This is a genomic window from Pseudomonas sp. GW822-FHT05A08 (assembly GCF_058800485.1).
The window spans coordinates 5,017,549-5,034,242 of record NZ_CM179511.1 but is presented as its reverse complement, the minus strand read 5'-3'; the positions used below and the strand labels follow the sequence as shown (position 1 = coordinate 5,034,242).

At 62.5% G+C, this 16,694-nt stretch carries 14 protein-coding genes and 1 pseudogene; 10 read left to right on the top strand and 5 right to left on the bottom strand.

Annotation, left to right across the window (positions count from 1 at the left end):
* Window positions 1–16: 16 nt before the first annotated feature.
* The 6 genes and pseudogenes from AC3RCP_RS22460 to AC3RCP_RS22435 all read left to right on the top strand — a co-directional run.
* Window positions 17–259 (top strand): annotated as a pseudogene (locus AC3RCP_RS22460) (hypothetical protein); the annotation flags it as partial.
* A 289-nt stretch (window positions 260–548) separates the two neighbouring features.
* Entirely contained in the window at window positions 549–767 is a 219-nt protein-coding gene (locus AC3RCP_RS22455) for a hypothetical protein (RefSeq protein ID WP_101338680.1), read from the top strand.
* A gap of 62 nt (window positions 768–829) precedes the next feature.
* On the top strand, window positions 830–1,294 hold the full coding sequence (locus tag AC3RCP_RS22450; RefSeq protein WP_081502420.1) for a hypothetical protein: 465 nt from the start codon (window positions 830–832) through the stop codon (window positions 1,292–1,294).
* A gap of 266 nt (window positions 1,295–1,560) precedes the next feature.
* Window positions 1,561–2,379, top strand: coding sequence for an alpha/beta fold hydrolase (locus AC3RCP_RS22445; protein ID WP_101338678.1), 819 nt, complete (start codon window positions 1,561–1,563; stop codon window positions 2,377–2,379).
* Between the two features lie 218 nt (window positions 2,380–2,597).
* The gene (locus tag AC3RCP_RS22440) at window positions 2,598–3,650 is read left to right on the top strand and encodes a hypothetical protein (protein WP_492571790.1); all 1,053 of its coding nucleotides are present in this window, start codon (window positions 2,598–2,600) and stop codon (window positions 3,648–3,650) included.
* A 467-nt stretch (window positions 3,651–4,117) separates the two neighbouring features.
* On the top strand, window positions 4,118–4,462 hold the full coding sequence (locus AC3RCP_RS22435) for a DUF6124 family protein (protein ID WP_101338676.1): 345 nt from the start codon (window positions 4,118–4,120) through the stop codon (window positions 4,460–4,462).
* 124 nt (window positions 4,463–4,586) lie between these two features.
* Here the strand turns inward: AC3RCP_RS22435 and AC3RCP_RS22430 are convergent, their stop codons facing one another.
* From AC3RCP_RS22430 to dsbD, 4 genes are all read right to left on the bottom strand, one after another.
* Window positions 4,587–7,949 (bottom strand): DEAD/DEAH box helicase, encoded by a 3,363-nt coding sequence (locus AC3RCP_RS22430; RefSeq protein ID WP_492571789.1) that lies wholly within the window; start codon window positions 7,947–7,949, stop codon window positions 4,587–4,589.
* A 94-nt stretch (window positions 7,950–8,043) separates the two neighbouring features.
* Window positions 8,044–8,811, bottom strand: coding sequence for a thiol:disulfide interchange protein DsbG (gene dsbG, locus AC3RCP_RS22425; RefSeq protein ID WP_085531645.1), 768 nt, complete (start codon window positions 8,809–8,811; stop codon window positions 8,044–8,046).
* The gene (locus tag AC3RCP_RS22420) at window positions 8,787–9,659 is read right to left on the bottom strand and encodes a TlpA family protein disulfide reductase (protein ID WP_492571788.1); all 873 of its coding nucleotides are present in this window, start codon (window positions 9,657–9,659) and stop codon (window positions 8,787–8,789) included. The genes dsbG and AC3RCP_RS22420 overlap by 25 nt, the downstream gene beginning before the upstream one ends.
* The gene (gene dsbD, locus AC3RCP_RS22415; protein ID WP_492571787.1) at window positions 9,659–11,389 is read right to left on the bottom strand and encodes a protein-disulfide reductase DsbD; all 1,731 of its coding nucleotides are present in this window, start codon (window positions 11,387–11,389) and stop codon (window positions 9,659–9,661) included. The genes AC3RCP_RS22420 and dsbD overlap by 1 nt, the downstream gene beginning before the upstream one ends.
* Window positions 11,390–11,542: 153 nt before the next feature.
* On the opposite strand from dsbD, the gene AC3RCP_RS22410 reads away from it, so the two are divergent.
* The 4 genes from AC3RCP_RS22410 to AC3RCP_RS22395 all read left to right on the top strand — a co-directional run bounded on the left by AC3RCP_RS22410 (window position 11,543) and on the right by AC3RCP_RS22395 (window position 15,512).
* The gene (locus AC3RCP_RS22410) at window positions 11,543–12,220 is read left to right on the top strand and encodes a response regulator (protein WP_007922871.1); all 678 of its coding nucleotides are present in this window, start codon (window positions 11,543–11,545) and stop codon (window positions 12,218–12,220) included.
* A gap of 3 nt (window positions 12,221–12,223) precedes the next feature.
* The gene (locus AC3RCP_RS22405) at window positions 12,224–13,546 is read left to right on the top strand and encodes an ATP-binding protein (RefSeq protein ID WP_007922870.1); all 1,323 of its coding nucleotides are present in this window, start codon (window positions 12,224–12,226) and stop codon (window positions 13,544–13,546) included.
* Window positions 13,547–13,793: 247 nt separating this feature from the next.
* Window positions 13,794–15,206 carry an aspartate aminotransferase family protein gene (locus AC3RCP_RS22400; protein WP_101338672.1) on the top strand — a complete coding sequence of 471 codons (1,413 nt, stop codon included), beginning with the start codon at window positions 13,794–13,796 and terminating at the stop codon, window positions 15,204–15,206.
* Between the two features lie 81 nt (window positions 15,207–15,287).
* The gene (locus tag AC3RCP_RS22395) at window positions 15,288–15,512 is read left to right on the top strand and encodes an MbtH family protein (RefSeq protein ID WP_053280257.1); all 225 of its coding nucleotides are present in this window, start codon (window positions 15,288–15,290) and stop codon (window positions 15,510–15,512) included.
* Between the two features lie 176 nt (window positions 15,513–15,688).
* Here AC3RCP_RS22395 and AC3RCP_RS22390 read toward each other — a convergent pair whose 3' ends face one another.
* Window positions 15,689–16,516, bottom strand: coding sequence for a class I SAM-dependent methyltransferase (locus AC3RCP_RS22390; protein WP_492571786.1), 828 nt, complete (start codon window positions 16,514–16,516; stop codon window positions 15,689–15,691).
* Window positions 16,517–16,694: the final 178 nt, after the last annotated feature.

The following is a 16,694-nucleotide window of genomic DNA, read 5'->3' as shown; positions in this document are numbered from 1 at the left end:
AACCTTAGCCTGGCAGGGCCTTACCATCGAGGCCCTGCTCACTCCCGGCTGGCCCGAGTGCTACCGCCACATCCACGGCTATCCGCTGCCCATCTTTGAAACCGGCTACCGCTCCCGCTTCGAATGCGCCGACAACATCGACGCGGCAGATGTCGCTGTTCTAAAAAACTCGGCCCTTCGGGTCGAATTATTCATCCCTCACCGTGCGAGATTAGAGTCCTTCGCAGAACTGCTCATGGGGCTCGCAATGAAATTTTGAAGTATCTCCGCGACCAGGGCGATTCAGTCTTTCACTTATAGTGATTCGAGTTAATCCATCTTCCAAATTTGACTTTTGACGCTAACTTTAGTGGCTATGCTCTTACAGTGGGTTGACTATCAAAGTCATTGCCGCGCCAGCAATAATGGCAGATCGTTATTTTGGAGTTTTTATGGACATGGAGCTGTTTGAAGCGAGCCATTACCAAGCCCCCGAGACACCAAAACGCCATTGATGTTCTGCTTGCACGCCTCCAGTTATTTCAACGGCTATGTTTTGGAGAATTAAAATGTCCAATGAAAAGTTTGACCGCGTAACAACGAATCTGTCTGTTGCCGATATAAGCACTGCAATCGCTACCGGTTTGCAAAGAGCGCTTGATACTCGTGGAGAAGCGTTGCGCGATAAAATCCTTATTTATGGTGGAAGGATTGACTTCAACATTCAAGTGCTCCCCCAAAGCGCGGTAGGCGAACTCAAGGAAGTTGCCAATATTGGCAAGGTCTAGGTTTTTCGGCATTTTTTCGTCAAGCCAATAGGGACAGAAGGAATGCTGGTGGAGGGAATAAAATGCCACCCAAATCGTTGGAAAAATCCCGCCGATTGATTGAGAACGGTCGAAATAAGGCGCTTCTGTGCCCAAGTGCTCAGCCGGAATGGGAAGGAGCGAAAATATTCGGGGTGGTGAATGGCACGGTGGCAGCTCCTGAAGTAGCTTACCTTTCACAAGCAATACCCATGACGAAAGAGCTGGCTGAATCAACAGTCCCTGTCAGTCCGGCAGAGGTATTTCGCATTTCCGCACCCTGTGCGGAAATGCGATGCCAGCATTACAAGGAAGGAGGCTGCCAGCTTGTATCGCGCACCGTAGAGAAATTAAAAACGGTCACAGACAAACTTCCCCGTTGCTCGATAAGAGCCTCCTGTCGCTGGTGGAACGAACAGGGCCCCGATGCCTGTTTCCGCTGTCCGCAAGTCGTAACCAACAGTTTTTCCCAGGACGAGATGATCATTATTGCGGCAACCCCGATATAGCTCAAAGTGTGAGTCTCGTTGAACTGATCAACTTGCACTCTCTGATATGAACTTTGAGTCTATTTGCCACTTCTGGAGGGGAGTTATACACATCGTTCAGGCGTTCAGCAGCCTATATGGATTTCATCATCCTTTGTAGGCGCGAGCTTGCTCGCGAAAAAGTCTTACGGCCTGCACGGCCCTTCGGACTTGTCCGATTGACGGCAACCCTTCACTGGCACAGTCTACCGAGGCTTTTTCGCAGCCCACCTGACAGGAGACAGTTGATGCCCTTCGCGACTATTGATGGACAAGCCCTTCACTACCTGGACCAGGGCAGCGGCCCGGCGGTGCTGCTGGCCGGCAGCTACCTGTGGGACCTGAACATGTGGGCGCCGCAGATCGAGGCGCTGTCCCGGCAGTACCGGGTGATCGCCCTGGACCTGTGGGGCCACGGCCAGTCCGGCGCGCTGCCGCAAGGCACTGCCTCGCTGGACGATATCGCCCGGCAGGTGCTGGCGCTGCTGGATCATCTTGAGATCGAACGCATCACCCTGGTCGGCCTGTCCGTGGGCGGCATGTGGGGCGCGCGCCTGGCCCTGGCGGCGCCGCAACGCATCAATGGCCTGGTGCTGATGGACACCTACCTCGGGGCCGAGCCCGAGCCGACCCGTCAGTACTACTTCTCGTTGTTCAAGCAGATCGAAGAGGCGGGGACCATCCCGTCGCCGCTGCTGGACATCGTGGTACCGATTTTCTTCCGTCCTGGCATCGACCCGCAGTCGGCGCTGTACCAGGACTTCCGCGCGGTCCTCGCGGCACTGCCCAGCGAACGCCTGCGCGAAAGCGTGGTGCCCATGGGCCGCATCACCTTCAGCCGCGCAGACCTGCTATCGCGCCTGGACCAGCTGGACCCCAAGACCACCTTGCTGCTGTGCGGCGACCAGGACAAACCGCGCCCACCTGCGGAAACCCGGGAAATGGCCGAGCTGATTGGTTGCCCTTATCAGCTGGTGCCCGAGGCCGGGCATATCTCCAACCTGGAGAACCCGGCGTTTGTCACCGAGGCGTTGTTGAAGTTTTTGGCTGAGCGGCATTCCTGCTGATGCCTCGGCGACGTTTGGGCTGACGTTATCGCGAGCAAGCTTCGCTCCTACAGAAACCGTATTTTTCCTGGTGGATCGCATTCTTCTGTAGGAGCGGCCGGTCGACGCTCGATTGCCCGCGATGCGATCCCACGGCCACCACACGACCCTCTGCTATAGTCGCGCCCGGCGCAGGTCCAAGCACCTGCGCCGGGCGTTTTCATTCAGGGACAGGGGCGATGACGGAACACATTTACTGGCGTGATATCGAGGATCTGGCCGGCAACTGGAACGGCCTCGGGGTGGAGGTCAAGCGCCCGGCCAGCGGCAAGCCGAACTTGCGCCTGCTCAGTGGCAACAACCGCCGCATGCAACTGGTGCTGGGTGACCAGACGCTGCTCTGGGGCACCATGTCCCGCTGCCTTTACGGCGTGTGGCTGGTACGCAATCACCTGCTGGAGCAATGGCCGCAAACCCTGGTGTGCCCCATCGATTCGCCCCAGGTGGAGCAACAGCTACGCCTCGACCCGGCCCTGCGCCTCAAGGCCTGGAGCCGCTTTTTCGTCCAGCAGTTGATGCAGCACCAGCCGGACTTTTTCTACCCTGGCTACTGGCTGGTACGAGCCCTGCGCCCGGAATCCCTCAAGCCGATGCGGCCGTTGTTGAGCGGTACCGAAGCCTGGTACTTCAAGGGCGGCGAAGACGCCCTGAGCCATATGCCGCAGTGGGCGATCTACGGCCGTAACATCCTCGACAACCAGCAACCCGGCGCGGCGCGCTGGGTCGAGTTGGGCGAGAGTGGCGGCGCGGTGGTCGGCCTGCATGCAGTGGACCCGCATTCCGGGCGCCTCAAATGGTGGCGCAAGAAAGCCCGCGAGGGCAGCTTGCCGCCCATCCTGCTGTGGTACGTCAGCGGCCTGAGCTGCCACCTGATTCTCGATGGCCATTACCGCTTGCAGGCGGCCATCGATGAAAACCTTCCACCGGAGTTCCTGGTGCTCAGTTCGCCGCGGCTCTTCAGCTATCGCCCGAACCCGCAAGAGCAGCAGAAGGTGCTGGGGGCGCTGCAGATGCAGATCCAGCGCAAGAACCTGGAAACGGTGCGCTTCAACCAACTGCTGATCAGCACCTTCGATGACCGTCCGTATCACGGCTTCGGCAGCCAGTCGTGGGCCGGGATTGCCTCGGAAAAGGTCTGGGTCGATCAGGTCAGTGCCATCCTCAACGAACGGGCTGACACCGGCGAGCTGGAAAATATCCTCGCCCGCGAAGCGCCGGACGAGTTCGCCTGAGCCTTACGCACAAACGCCGAATTCGGACACGCTCCTGTAGCCGCTGCCGAGCCTGCGAGGCTGCGATCGACTGCGCGGCATTCCGACGAAGCGGCTTATGCACAGGCGCCGAATTCAGACACGCTCCTGTAGCCGCTGCCGAAGGCTGCGATCGGGCGCGAAGCGGCCGTAAACCAGGCGACGGTTTTTTGCCTGACACACCGCATGGGCAGGTTTGGCGCCTGCTGCGCAGTCGATCGCAGCCTCGCAGGCTCGGCAGCGGCTACAGGGGGCCAATTCGCTTTCTTTTGTAGGGTATTTCCGAGACGCAGTTTGCGGCTTGAAGGTGGCTGTTCTGAGCTACTAGTCTGCGTGGGTCGTCGCCAAATCGATGGCCGGAAGTGCAAGTCCGAAAAACTGTCGGGAACGTACGAAGACCCAGAAGTAATCGCTGGGTATTCATATCCACTGTGTTGAGGACTGCACCCATGAAAAAGCCAATTCCTGTGTATCGCTACCCTGAACTGAAGACTGCCAATCAGACCTTGCGCCAATCTCTGGCCAATTCGCCTGCCGAATCATTCGATGCTCTTCCTGCCACTACGGCAGGGCCGGTAGGTCCGGATTCTCTTTTCTGTGTACGCGAAGGCATCAGCGCCGAAGAAGCCCTGGTGCATGTCTCGCTCTTGCTCAAATGCGCCGAAGAAGTCAGCGATGAAATCACCGAACGCGGCAGTGGCCTGGAGCGTGGGTTGATCTGGTCGATGGTCCATTCCGTGGAAATGGCCAGGGCGGTGGTGGATGCGTTGCTGGATGGGCGCGGTGCCCGTTGAACCGATACTGTTTTTTGAAGCGCGCATCGTGAGCGGGTTCGCCCCCACGGGGGCCTGATGGTCGTTTCACAATCAGGTATCCGTGGGGGCGAGCGCTCAGGTCAGCGTCAGGCGCTGACGGTGTTCAACTTGGGGTCTGTTCTTCCAGCGCATTCAGTTTCGCCAGAAATGAAGCGGGCCCCATTCTTTGCAGCGGGAATTTGCCGCGACTCACCGCATCGAAGTAGCGCAGCGACCCCCACAGTTCAAAATCCCCCACCAGATAGACCCGACGTTTGGCCCGGGTGAGGGCAACGTTCAGCAGGTTGGGTTTGGAGGCGGCCCACTGCGCCGCTCCCGCATGCTCGGTGTCTGCCCCCAGCAGCATGAACACGGTGTCTTGTTCTTTACCCTGGAAGGTATGCACGGTGCCGATGGAGGCTTTCAACCACTGCTTCAACTCGCCCGCAGGTAATTTCGGGCGATGGTTGGGCCGGGCCCAGGCCGCCATGCGTATGGCTTTTTGCAGGGCCAGGCGCACGGCCTTGAACGGCGAGATCACGTACAGCTGCGGCAGCTCTCCATCGCGCAGGTACAGCTGCCCGAGCAGATCGACCATGAACTCGATCTGCTGGGGGACAACCTGTTTGTGTTCGACATTGCCAGGGATATCGACCCAGCAACTGGAGCTGTACACGGGGGCGTCCTGTTCGGCGTGGGCATTGGGCAGGCCAAAGACCATCTTGTTACCGTAGGCGATCTGATTCGACAGGCTGAACATGGGTTCGATGCAGCGTCTGTGGACCCTCAACGGGCTGCCGATCCACAGCTCTTGATCGGTGTCGTTCTTGAACACGCTGCCATACAGATTGTTGTGGTCCGCCAGGCTTTGCACCGACACACGATTGGGGGCGAAGGCATCGTTCGCCGTGTGTACCGATAGCTGGCCCAGGGTCTTGACCAGGCGTTGCGGCAGGGTGAAGACCGGCTCGATTTGCAGGGGGTCGCCCACCACCATGGCTCTTTGCGCCCGCCACAAGGCACCGACGGCGGCCTGGGGCACGGCCTGTCCCGCCTCGTCGATGTACAGCCAGCCCAAAGAGCCAGCACCCAACCCACGGAACTGGTTGGCAAAGGAGGCAAAGGTGCTCGAGACCACCGGGATCACCATGAACAGGCTTTGCCAGAGCACCTGGGTCAGTCGCTCATCCTCGGGGGTCTTGTTGCTCAGCAACAGGCTGATGGCGGCGAGGTTGGCGCTGAAGCCCTTGCCGTTCGAGCCCGAGGGCGCCACCTCGGCCAGCCAGGCTTCATGCAGGGTCAAAGCCGCGGCGAACAAGGTCGAGCGCAAGCGATTGAGTGCTTCATCATGCCAAAGCCCATTGATCTGGAACTCGCTGTTCTCCAGCTCACTGAGCTGACTTGGCAAATCCGGACGGCCCAGGCGGCTGGCGAAATCGTCCAGGCATCGGCACTTGTCTTGCCATTGCGCCAGACGGGTATCGAGTTCGCTTCTACAGAACAGCAATGCGGTTTGCGCGCTTTCAAGTTCTGGTCTGAGGCTTTTGTTCAGAAGGCTTTTCGCGCGGTTGATCTCTTCATGCGCCAGACGCTGAAGCCGGGCATTTTCCAGTTGTTCGTCACGGTGGGTTTTAGCTGCTTGAGTATTGAACAAGCGCTTCCACCAGACCGGACGGCTGCGATCTATCAGGCGCTCCAGTTCCTGAAGGCTGCTCAGATGTTGCGCCGTTGCTTGAAGTTGCTGTTGCTGTTGGTCGAGGGCTTGCTGGGCGGACGCCCTGGTCTGTTCGACCTGATTGAATGACTGTTGCTGAAGGCGCAGGAAGGCCTGTTCATCGGTAGCCGCCATTTCTTCCAGCAGGCTGGCGTAACGGGCTCGTTCCTCCAGTGCTTTGCTGACTTCCTCATCGGCTTTTTTGAAGGCTGCGCTGGCATCCTTGAAGGTGGGGCCTTTGTATTCATCCACCCATTGCCGAATCGTCAGTGGCCGATTGGGCTCGGTGGAGTCTACCGGGGCGAAGAACATGCGCTCCTGCAGGACCTTTCGGTTGTTGCTATTACCGAGGGCGGCGCAGATCAAGCCCCAGGGTTTGTCCTCGTCGGACAGGTCGCTGATGCTGCCATCGCTTTTTTGTGCGGCAATCTTATGGGCGACCGGCTGCAGGTACTGCACGTCGCTCCAGCATTTTCCCAGGGATTTGCGTTTGGGCAGGTCTCGGGAAATGTTTTCCACGGCGGCATTGTTGGAGGAGGCCACCACCATTTCATAGCCGGTCAACTCAGGTTTGAGCGCGCGGATGGTGTAGGTATTCGGCATGCCCTTGAAGGTGACCTGCGGTTTTTTCCCGCCGACGAAAGCATCTTCCGCCTCGCTGTATCCCGCCAATACCCGCGCCCGACGCACGATGTTCTCGGCGAACATGTCGCGCAATAACGTCGTTTTGCCTGTCCCGGGTGGTCCGTTAACGGAGAACACCCCACTGTTTTCCAAGGTGCCGAGCGCGGTATTGATCGCGAACTGTTGCATCAGGCTCATGGCATGGCCCGGCTCATCCGGCCAATGCCCGGGGTTTATGCATTGCGGTTGCAGGGCCTGGTAAATGGCCTTGCGGCCATTGTCGGTATACAGGTCGATTCTTTTGCCCGGGTCGGCTTCGCCCAGGTATTGAAGCAAAGGCAGTGGCTGTTCTGCGCGTTGCAGGCTGGCGATCGCACGCTCGATGTCTTTTATGAAAAAGCTGTTGAGGATGTCGATCTCGGTATCGGGCTCTTCTTCGTCCTCGACTTCCGTTGCCTGCGCCGCAGAGGGTTGCGTGAGTGGTTTCTCGACCTTGGGCTGGGTCAGCACTTGAAGCAATGCGACCGAGCTACCGCTGTTCTGCTCAGGCGTGAAACTGGCCCAGTTGCACAGCAGTTGATGCAGATGCATGACTTCCTCGGCCATCAAGGCTGGGTCATCGTTTTGCTGACGCTGTCCGTGGAAGTTGTGCAGCAGTTTGATCAACTGCTCCTTGGCGTCCTCGAAGGCTTGATGGCCAAGCGCACCAAGCCCTTTGCTCACCGTTTGCCCCAGGGCCCAGGGAGCCGTCGACAGTGACACGGCATCCAGTTGCGGGACGGCTTGAGCATTGAGCTTGATCTTGGCAAAGCACGTCAGCCCCTCAAGCTCCACCCGTTCCTGCTCTTCGTAGAAGGTGTTCTCGTCTACCGATAAAGCGGCCAGATACGGTTCGCAAAGAGTCGCAATGACGGAGGCGTCAAAGACCCCGATATAGAGATTGAAGCCTTTGACTTGAAGGTCTTCAGGTATGGAAAAGTTGCGCCAGTGGCTGTCCTTGCTCTGCTGGAGAATTTCCTGGGAGAGCCATCGGGTCTCCCATTTCTTGAAGTCCTCAACATATTTCCCGAGGGCATAAGGTAGAAAGAATTCCACCTTGTGCCAGTAATCGAGAATGTCTAAAAGCCTGGCTTGTCCTTGAGCTTTCAAAACGTCACATCCCTGTCTGCGTGAATAAAGGCAGTAGTGTAACGCTGTCGGTAAGGCTAAAGGCCATTAGTGGTCAGGTCGTGGCGCCTCTCATTCATTTGGGCCCGAAAATCTTGCCCAGCTTGTCCGGCGCCGGTGCGCCTTGTTGCTGTTGCAGCTCGCCCTTGTCGTCCATGTAGAAGATCGCCGGGGTGGCGGACAGCTCCAGTTCGTCCATCAGCGCCATGTTGGCGTCGAGCTTGGCCTGGACCTCGGCGGGGATCTTGGCCAGGGGCTTGAGGCTGCTGCCCTTGCCGGCTTTCTCGTGGTCCTGCAGGGCTTTCTGCGGGTCTTTGGCGGCCAGCAGGGCGGCGGATTTGCCCGGGCTGTCTTCGCGGATGATGCCGACCATGATGTGCCGCAGCTGGACCTTGCCGGCGTTCACCCAGGGCCGCGCCTGTTCCCAGAACATGTTGCAGTAAGGGCAGTTGGGGTCGCTGAACAGGTAGACCACGCGCGGCGCGTCGGCCTTGCCATCGGCGATCCAGTGGCTCTTTTCCATCTTGGCCCAGACGGCCTTGGCCATTGGCGCGTACACCAGTTTCTGCAGCGGCTCGGCGCTCAGGTCCTTGCCGTCGGCGTCGTACAGGTTGCCCAGCAGCACATGCTTGCCGTCCGGCGTCAGGTACAGGGCCATGCCGCGGTTCTGGTACTGCGCGGCATAGCCCTTGAGGCCGTCCGGGGCATCGAAGCTGCCGACGATCTTGGCACCTTTGGCTTCGATCTTCTTGACCGCCTCGGGCAATTCTTCGGCGTGCAGCAGCGGGGCCTGGAGCAGGGCGGCGCCCAGGGACAGGCTCAGCAGGTGGCGGATGAAAGGCATGGCAATTTCCTTGAAGGGGCGGCCTGCGTGGCCGTGGTCGAATGCGCTGAGTCGAAATGTTCCAGGGCGCGGGCCAGGCTGGCCTCGGACAGCTCGCCCAGGTGGCTGCCGAGCAGGCGCCCGTCGGCGCTGTAGAACAGCGTAGTCGGTAGCGCCATGGAGCCCACGGCCTTGCCCAGGCGGCCGCTGCCGTCGAACAGCACGTTGTTCAGGTTCAGCTCCTGGGTGGCCAGGAAGGTGCTGACGCTCTGCATGCTTTCGGCCTGGTTGACGAACAGGAAGGTCAGGTCCGGGCGCTGCTGCTGGGCTCTTTCCAGCACCGGCATTTCCCGACGGCAGGGCGGGCACCAGGTGGCCCAGAGATTGATCACCAGCGGTTTGCCCTGGTAGCTGGTCAGTTGCACGGTGGCGCCGTCGGGGTTGCGCAGGGCGATTTCCGGCAGCCGCGTGCCTTGTTCGAAAAGGCTCAGGGACAGGGTGGCGAGCAGCCAGAAGGCCAGGCCGCTGCCGACCCCGGCGCCCAGCGGCTGGCGCAGGGCCGGGCGGCGCCAGCCCCAGGCGAGGGCGGTCAGCAGCAGGACGATGGCCCCCGGCCAGGCGAGGAAACCGCCGTCGCGCAGGTCGATGATCTGCCACAGGTCGTGGCGATAATGCTTCCAGTAGGCGACCACGAAGCCGATGCGCGCCGCCAGCATGCCCAGCAGGAACAGGCCGAACAGCACCGATTCCGGGTTCTCGCCACCGCGCTTGGCGACTCGCCAGCCGACCAAGGTGGCCAGCGCCAGGGCACTGATCAGCAGCAGGTGGTTGAGCGCGATGGCAAAGGTGCCGATGGTAAAGGTCAGCATCAACGGGCTTCTCGGGTAGCGGTCCAGCGTTGCAGGAAGGCAGCCGCGTCTACCTCACCGGTAATCCGCTGGCTGCGGCGTTCTTCGCCGTCCGGGCCGATCCATAGCAGGCTCGGCGGCCCCGGCACTTTATACCGGTTGAGCAGTTCGCGGCTGGCGGCGTTGTCGGCCGTCACATCCAGGCGCAGCAGGCGCACGTCTTTCAGGGCCTCGAGGACCTGGGGTTGGCCGAACACCTGTTTTTCCATGATCTTGCAGGACACGCACCAGTCAGCGTAGTAGTCCAGCAGCACCCACTGGCCCTGGGCCCTGGCGGTGTCGAGGGCGCCTTGCAGGGCGGCCGGGTCGTTGACGGTGCTGAAGGCGTCGTGGGCGCTGACGGTCGCCACGCTATTGCCGCCGCTATAGACCTTCAGCGGTCGCCACAGGTCGTCGCTGCCACCGGCGGCGCCCACCAGCAGCAGGCTGCCCCACAGGCCGAACACCACCGAGCTGGCGCCGAACAGGTGCCCGGCGCGCCCGGCGGCACGCATCTGATACCAGGCGGTGTAGGCCAGGACCAGCGCCAGCGCGCCCCACAAGCCTATCCACAGCGATTCGTCGAGCACCGGGCGCAGCAGCACGATGGCGGTGCCGAGAAAGAGGAAGCCGAACACGCCCTTGAGCAGGTTCATCCACGGGCCGGGCTTGGGCAGGAAGCGGTTGCCCACGGTCACCAGCAACAACAGCGGCAGGCCGATGCCCAGGCCCATGACGAACAGGATCAGCCCGCCGTGCAGGGCATTGCCGCTCTGGGCGATGTACAGCAGGGCGCCGGCCAGCGGCGCGGTCATGCACGGGCCGACCAGCAGGCCGGACAGGGCGCCGAGCACCCCGGCGCCGACCAGGCTGCCGCCGCTGCGCGAGCGGCTGGCGTTTTCCAGGCGATCGCGCAGGGCCGCCGGCAATTGCATCTCGAAGAAGCCGAACATCGGCAGTGCCAGGATCACGAACACCGCGGCAAAGCTGCCCAGCAGCCAGGGCTGTTGCAGCAGGGCTTGCAGGTTGGCGCCGAGCAGCGCGGCCAGCACGCCCATCGCGGCATAGACCAACGCCATGCACACCACATAGCTGCCGGCCAGGGCGAAGCCGCGCCGCGGGCTGGCGCCGCTGCCCACCACCAGGCCGGCGAGGATCGGCAGCATCGGCAGCGAGCAGGGGGCGAAGGCCAGCAGCAGGCCGAGGCCGAAGAACACCAGCAGGCTCCAGCCCAGGGCCCGCTGTTGCAGGCCGCTGGCCAGGGCCTGGTCGCTGGCTTCGGTGGCATTGGCGGCGGCCGGACTGCCACCCAGGTCCACTTCCAGAGATTGCGGCGGGTAGCACAGGCCGGCGTCGGCGCAGCCTTGCCAGCCGACCTTGACCTTGCCGGTGGCGCCGGCGGGGATTTTCAGTTCCAGGCCCTGGCGATACACCTGCTGCGCGCCGAAGAATTCGTCGCTGTGGGCCTCGCCCTCGGGCAGCGCCGGTTTGTGCGCTTCCGCCAGGCCGTCGAATTTCAGCCGTTGCTGATACAGGTAATAGCCGTCGGCGATCTGCCAGAACAGCTGGGTTTCCCCCGACGCCAGGCGTTCGGAGGTGAAGACGAAGGCTTTGCCGACCGGGAGAAAGTCGGGTTTGACCTCGAACGGGTTGTTACCCGCCTGGGCCAGGCCCGACAGCAGCATGAACAACAGGATGAACAGACGACGCATGGAAAAGCCTTAAACCGGTGCAAGTGACCGCACAATGGCCGATGGCGATTAACCGATGATTAACCCTGCACGCCTTGTGGCACTAGCGGTGCAGGCATAATGTCGGCTTAATCGGCGCTCGATTTAATGCACCCCTTTTCTACAGGTTCCACCATGCACGTACTTGTCTGTGAAGATGATGAGCTGATTGCCAGCGGGATCGTGGCCGGCCTCACGGCCCAGGGCCTGACGGTCGAGCACGTGGCCACCGCCTCGGCGGCGCGGGCCATGCTCGGCGTGGCGGAATTCGACGTGATGGTGCTCGACCTCGGCCTGCCCGACGAGGACGGCCTGAAACTGCTCAAGCAACTGCGCCACAACGGCCTGGAAATCCCCGTGCTGATCCTCACCGCGCGGGACTCGGTCACCGACCGGGTCGACGGCCTGCAGGCCGGCGCCGACGATTACCTGCTCAAACCCTTCGACCTGCGGGAACTGGCGGCGCGCCTGCATACCCTGTTGCGCCGGGTGGCGGGGCGCAGCGTCAACCTGATCGAGCACGGCCGCCTGACCTACGACCCAAGCACCCGCGAAACCCAGCTCGGCGGCCAGCCGGTGGACCTGTCGCGACGCGAGCAGGCGCTGCTCCAGGCGCTGCTGCACAACCGCGGCCGGGTGCTGTCCAGCGAGCAGCTCAAGGACAGCGTCTACGGTTTCAACGACGAACTGGAAAGCAACGCCCTCAACGTGCATATCCACCACCTGCGGCGCAAACTCGGCAACGGCATCGTCGAGACCGTGCGCGGCCTGGGCTATCGCCTGGGGCCGGCGGATGGCGGGGAGGAGTCGTAAGTGATGAGCCTGCGTTTGCGCCTGAGTCTGACCATCGGCGCGGCCTTCGTGCTGATCTGGGCGCTGGCCGCGGCCTGGATGTTCAGTGACCTGCGCAACCAGATGATGTTTTCCCTCGACCAGCGCCTGGTGGCGTCGGCGCGCATGGTCGCCGGCCTGCTGGAGCAATTGCCGGCCTTGCCGAGCAAGGGCGAGGGCACCCATTTCAGCGCCGAACAGCTGAACATTCCCGGGGGCATGGCCTGCCAGGTCAGCTCCCTGCGCGGCGAGATCCTCGCCCGCAGCCATAACCATCCCGACGAAAAGCTCGAAGCCGAGCGCATGGGCTTTCACGACCAGATGATCGACGGTGTGCGCTGGCGCAGTTTCACCCTGGCCCGGGGCGACCTGCGTATCACCACCGCCGATCGCCAGGTCGAGCGTGAAGCGCTGAACATGTCGGTGCTGCTGGCGGCTTCGGTGCCGGTCGGCGTGGCCTTGCTCGGTTGCCTGTGGTTGTTGTGGCTGGGGATCGGCCAGGGCCTGGCGCCGCTGAACCGCATGCGCGATGCTCTGATGCGCCGCAGCGCCGACTCCCTGGAGCCGTTGCAGATCCAGCCGCTGCCCAGCGAGCTGCGGCCATTGCTGGAAACCCAGAACCAACTGTTCCAGCGCATCGGCAAGACCCTCGAACGCGAGCGCCGCCTGACCGGTGACGCCGCCCACGAATTGCGCAGCCCGCTGACGGCGATCAAGACTCACCTGCAAGTGGCGCGGATGACCGACGGCGCGGCCCGCGATCAATCCCTGGCGCGCGCCGAAGAAGGCGCCGACCGCTTGCACCGGACCCTGGAGCAGCTGCTGTTGCTGGCGCGGGTCGAAGGCAGCCTGTCGTTCGAGGACGGCGTGCAGTGCAGTGCCGAACAGGTGGCGAAAACCGCGATCCAGGACGCCGCCAGCGGCGCCCGGCAGCGGGTCAGGTTGCACATCGACGAGCGGGTGTCGGCGGCGCCGCTGGAAATGCCCTCGGTGCTGGCCATCGCTGCGCTGCGCAACCTGCTGGACAACGCCCTGCGCCACACCCCGAGCGATGCACCGGTGGAGCTGAACCTGGAAACCATCGGCAATCGCGTGCGTTTCCAGGTGCGCGACCACGGTGACGGCATTCCCGAGGATGACTTGCAGCACCTGACCCAGCGCTTCTGGCGCAACGGCCAGAGCACCGGTTGCGGCCTGGGTCTGGCCATCGTCCAGGCGATTGTCCAGCGCTGCGGTTGCGTGCTGCATTTCGACAGCCGGCCCGATGGCTTGCGGGTCGAGCTGACCATGCCGCTGCAAGCGGCCTGAGGGCCTCATCGCGGGCAAGCCTCGCTCCTACAGAAGTGATATCTGTAGGAGCGAGGCTTGCCCGCGATGGCATTCTCATGTTCGCCACAACCTTTATGGTTGATACGCAATAAACCTCTCCCGGGTGTAAATCCTCTCGTCGCTGATGCGTTTCCAGAACAGGAAAACCTGCGAGTGCGCGCTGAACCGGCTGCGTACCTGTGTGGTGTGCGGTTTCGCTCAACTCATCAGCGTGAGGATTCGAGAGATGTCAGTTGCTACCAGCCTTGTCGACGATCAACCCGCGCGGACCAGTCCCGCGCCTGCCGAGACGCTTTACCAGTTCACCGAATCGCCGTTGCTGGCCCGGCAGAACCAGCAGGAATCCAATGCCCGCAGCTACCCGCGGCGGATCCCGCTGGCGCTCAAGCGGGCGAGCGGGATTCATGTCGAGGACGTCGAAGGCCGGTGTTTCATCGACTGCCTGGCCGGTGCCGGGACCCTGGCCCTGGGCCACAACCACCCGGTGGTGATCGAAGCCATCCAGCAGGTGCTGGCCGATGAGCTGCCGCTGCTGACCCTGGACCTGACCACGCCGGTCAAGGACCAGTTCGTCCAGGACCTGTTCGGCCTGTTGCCGCCGGCCCTGGCCGCCGAGGCGAAAATCCAGTTCTGCGGCCCCACCGGCACTGACGCCGTGGAAGCGGCATTGAAGCTGACCCGTACCGCGACCGGCCGCAGCACCGTGCTGTCGTTCCAGGGCGCCTACCACGGCATGACCCAGGGCGCCTTGAGCCTGATGGGCAGCCTGGGGCCGAAGCGCCCGTTGGGTGCGCTGCTGACTACTGGCGTGCAGATCCTGCCGTTCCCTTACGACTACCGCTGCCCGTTCGGCCTGGGTGGCGAAGCGGGGGTCAAGGCCAACCTGAGCTACCTGGAAAACCTGCTGAGCGATCCGGAAGCCGGCGTGCAACTGCCGGCGGCGATCATCGTCGAAGCGGTGCAGGGCGAGGGTGGGGTGATTCCCGCCGACCTCGACTGGCTGCGCGGCGTGCGCCGCATCACCGAAAAAGCCGGGGTGGCCTTGATCGTCGATGAGATCCAGAGCGGCTTCGGTCGTACCGGCAAGATGTTCGCCTTCGAGCACGCCGGGATCATTCCGGATGTGGTGGTGCTGTCCAAGGCCATCGGCGGCAGCCTGCCGATGGCGGTGGTGGTCTACCGCGACTGGCTCGACACCTGGCTGCCGGGCGCCCATGCCGGCACCTTCCGTGGCAATCAGATGGCCATGGCCACCGGTTCCGCGGTGATGCGCTACCTCAAGGAACACCAGGTGGCCGAGCATGCCGCCGCCATGGGCGAGCGTTTGAGCGAGCACCTGCGGATCCTGCAGCGCGACTATCCGCAGATGGGCGACATTCGCGGGCGCGGCCTGATGCTGGGGATCGAACTGGTGGACCCGGCCGGCGAGAAAGACGCCCTCGGCCATCCGCCGCAGTTCAGTCGCCTGGCGCCGCTGGTGCAGCGTGAATGCCTCAAGCGCGGGTTGATCCTGGAAATGGGCGGGCGCCATGGCAGCGTGGTGCGTTTCCTGCCGCCGCTGGTGATCACCGCGGCGCAAATCGACCAGGTGGCGGATATTTTCAGCCGCGCGTTGGCGGCGGCGGTCGCCAGCCTCTAATTTTCCACGGGCCTTGAACGTTCCTTATTCACAACCGCTGCGCGTTCAGCGCGGCGAGCCTTATAGCGATGGAGACACGTAATGACTTCAGTATTCGACCGCGAGGACATCCTCTTCCAGGTAGTGGTCAACCATGAGGAGCAGTATTCGATCTGGCCGGACTACAAGGCTGTGCCACAGGGCTGGCGCACCGTGGGCAAGAGCGGCTTGAAGAAGGAGTGCCTGGCCTACATCGAAGAGGTGTGGACCGACATGCGCCCGCTGAGCCTGCGGCAGAAGATGGACGCCCAGGCGGCGGCCAACTGATTACCGCGTACTGACGTTGACCTGTAGCCGCTGCCGCAGGCTGCGATAAGCCCGCCAGGGCTTCGGCGCTCTTAAGATCGCTGACGACCGTTCCGGTCGATCGCAGCCTGCGGCAGCGGCTACAGGGTGCAAAAGCCCGTTGAACCCCGCAGGTCCAGCGGGCTTTTTTGTGGGCGTCAGCCCAGGCGTTTGACGGCCTGCAAGGTGTAGCTCAATGGCAAGCGCCAAGGGGCGTGTTGCAGGTGCCATTCGCCTTGTTCGTCACAGCGCATCTGCCCGGGCAGGGCTTCCCAGGGGATGCTCTGGTGTTCCACCAGGCCGCTGATGTCCAGGCCGTGCTTGAGCAGCGCACTGACGATTTCCCCCAGGCCGTGGTTCCACGCATGGGTCACCGTGGCCTTGAGCGGTCGGTCGGTACTGACGTAGGTGCTGTCGTCGTCCCACACCAGCGGTTCGTTGCGCTCGAAGTAGGGCAGGTCGACCACCAGCGCATCCTCGCGGCTTTCGTCCAGGGCCCAGAGCATCGGGTGGCCTTCGCGGATAAACAGCCGGCCGCCGGGCTTGAGCAATTCGCTGACATTACGCGCCCAGGTGTCGACGCTGGGCAGCCAGCACAGAGCGCCGATACCGGTGTAGACCAGATCGAACGCGCCTTTGGGCAGCACCTCGCAGGCCTTGTAGACGTCGGACTCGACGAACTCGATGGCGCTCCCGGTGCGCGCCGCCAGGCTGCGGGCTTCGGCCAGGGACGCGGGGGAGAAGTCCAGCCCGGTCATCTGCGCGCCGAGGCGGGCCAGCGACAGGGTGTCGGTGCCGATATGGCATTGCAGATGCACACCGCGCAGGCCGCTGATGTCGCCCAGCAGTGGCAGGTCGAAACGCACCACCTCGGACAGGTACCGCGGGTCGTCGACAAACATCTGCGCCTGGTAGTCCGGCGAGGCCGCGTGCAGCGGTGCGCGCTCGTCCCAGTTGGCCTGGTTGAGCTTGAGGTAGTCACTCATGGCGGGGCTTCCTGTCCGTTCGGTGGGAGCAGCAGGCTAGCACCGCCGAGGCGGTCGATTCTTGGGGGAATTTGTAAGCCGCGCCATTTCCCCTGTAGGAGCGAGCTTGCTCGCGATAAATGCAAGAACAACGCGTCCACTCAGGCAATACGCGTCATCGTTGACGTTCATCGCGAGC

Excerpts from the sequence above, each read along its gene's own strand:
- AC3RCP_RS22405 (WP_007922870.1), top strand. The coding sequence starts at position 12,224 with ATGAGCCTGCGTTTGCGCCTGAGTCTGACCATCGGCGCGGCCTTCGTG.
- AC3RCP_RS22445 (WP_101338678.1), top strand. The coding sequence starts at position 1,561 with ATGCCCTTCGCGACTATTGATGGACAAGCCCTTCACTACCTGGACCAG.
- AC3RCP_RS22450 (WP_081502420.1), top strand. The coding sequence starts at position 830 with ATGCCACCCAAATCGTTGGAAAAATCCCGCCGATTGATTGAGAACGGT.
- AC3RCP_RS22440 (WP_492571790.1), top strand. The coding sequence starts at position 2,598 with ATGACGGAACACATTTACTGGCGTGATATCGAGGATCTGGCCGGCAAC.
- AC3RCP_RS22455 (WP_101338680.1), top strand. The coding sequence starts at position 549 with ATGTCCAATGAAAAGTTTGACCGCGTAACAACGAATCTGTCTGTTGCC.
- dsbG (WP_085531645.1), bottom strand. The coding sequence starts at position 8,811 with ATGCCTTTCATCCGCCACCTGCTGAGCCTGTCCCTGGGCGCCGCCCTG.
- dsbD (WP_492571787.1), bottom strand. The coding sequence starts at position 11,389 with ATGCGTCGTCTGTTCATCCTGTTGTTCATGCTGCTGTCGGGCCTGGCC.
- AC3RCP_RS22420 (WP_492571788.1), bottom strand. The coding sequence starts at position 9,659 with ATGCTGACCTTTACCATCGGCACCTTTGCCATCGCGCTCAACCACCTG.
- AC3RCP_RS22400 (WP_101338672.1), top strand. The coding sequence starts at position 13,794 with ATGTCAGTTGCTACCAGCCTTGTCGACGATCAACCCGCGCGGACCAGT.
- AC3RCP_RS22410 (WP_007922871.1), top strand. The coding sequence starts at position 11,543 with ATGCACGTACTTGTCTGTGAAGATGATGAGCTGATTGCCAGCGGGATC.
- AC3RCP_RS22435 (WP_101338676.1), top strand. The coding sequence starts at position 4,118 with ATGAAAAAGCCAATTCCTGTGTATCGCTACCCTGAACTGAAGACTGCC.
- AC3RCP_RS22395 (WP_053280257.1), top strand. The coding sequence starts at position 15,288 with ATGACTTCAGTATTCGACCGCGAGGACATCCTCTTCCAGGTAGTGGTC.
- AC3RCP_RS22390 (WP_492571786.1), bottom strand. The coding sequence starts at position 16,516 with ATGAGTGACTACCTCAAGCTCAACCAGGCCAACTGGGACGAGCGCGCA.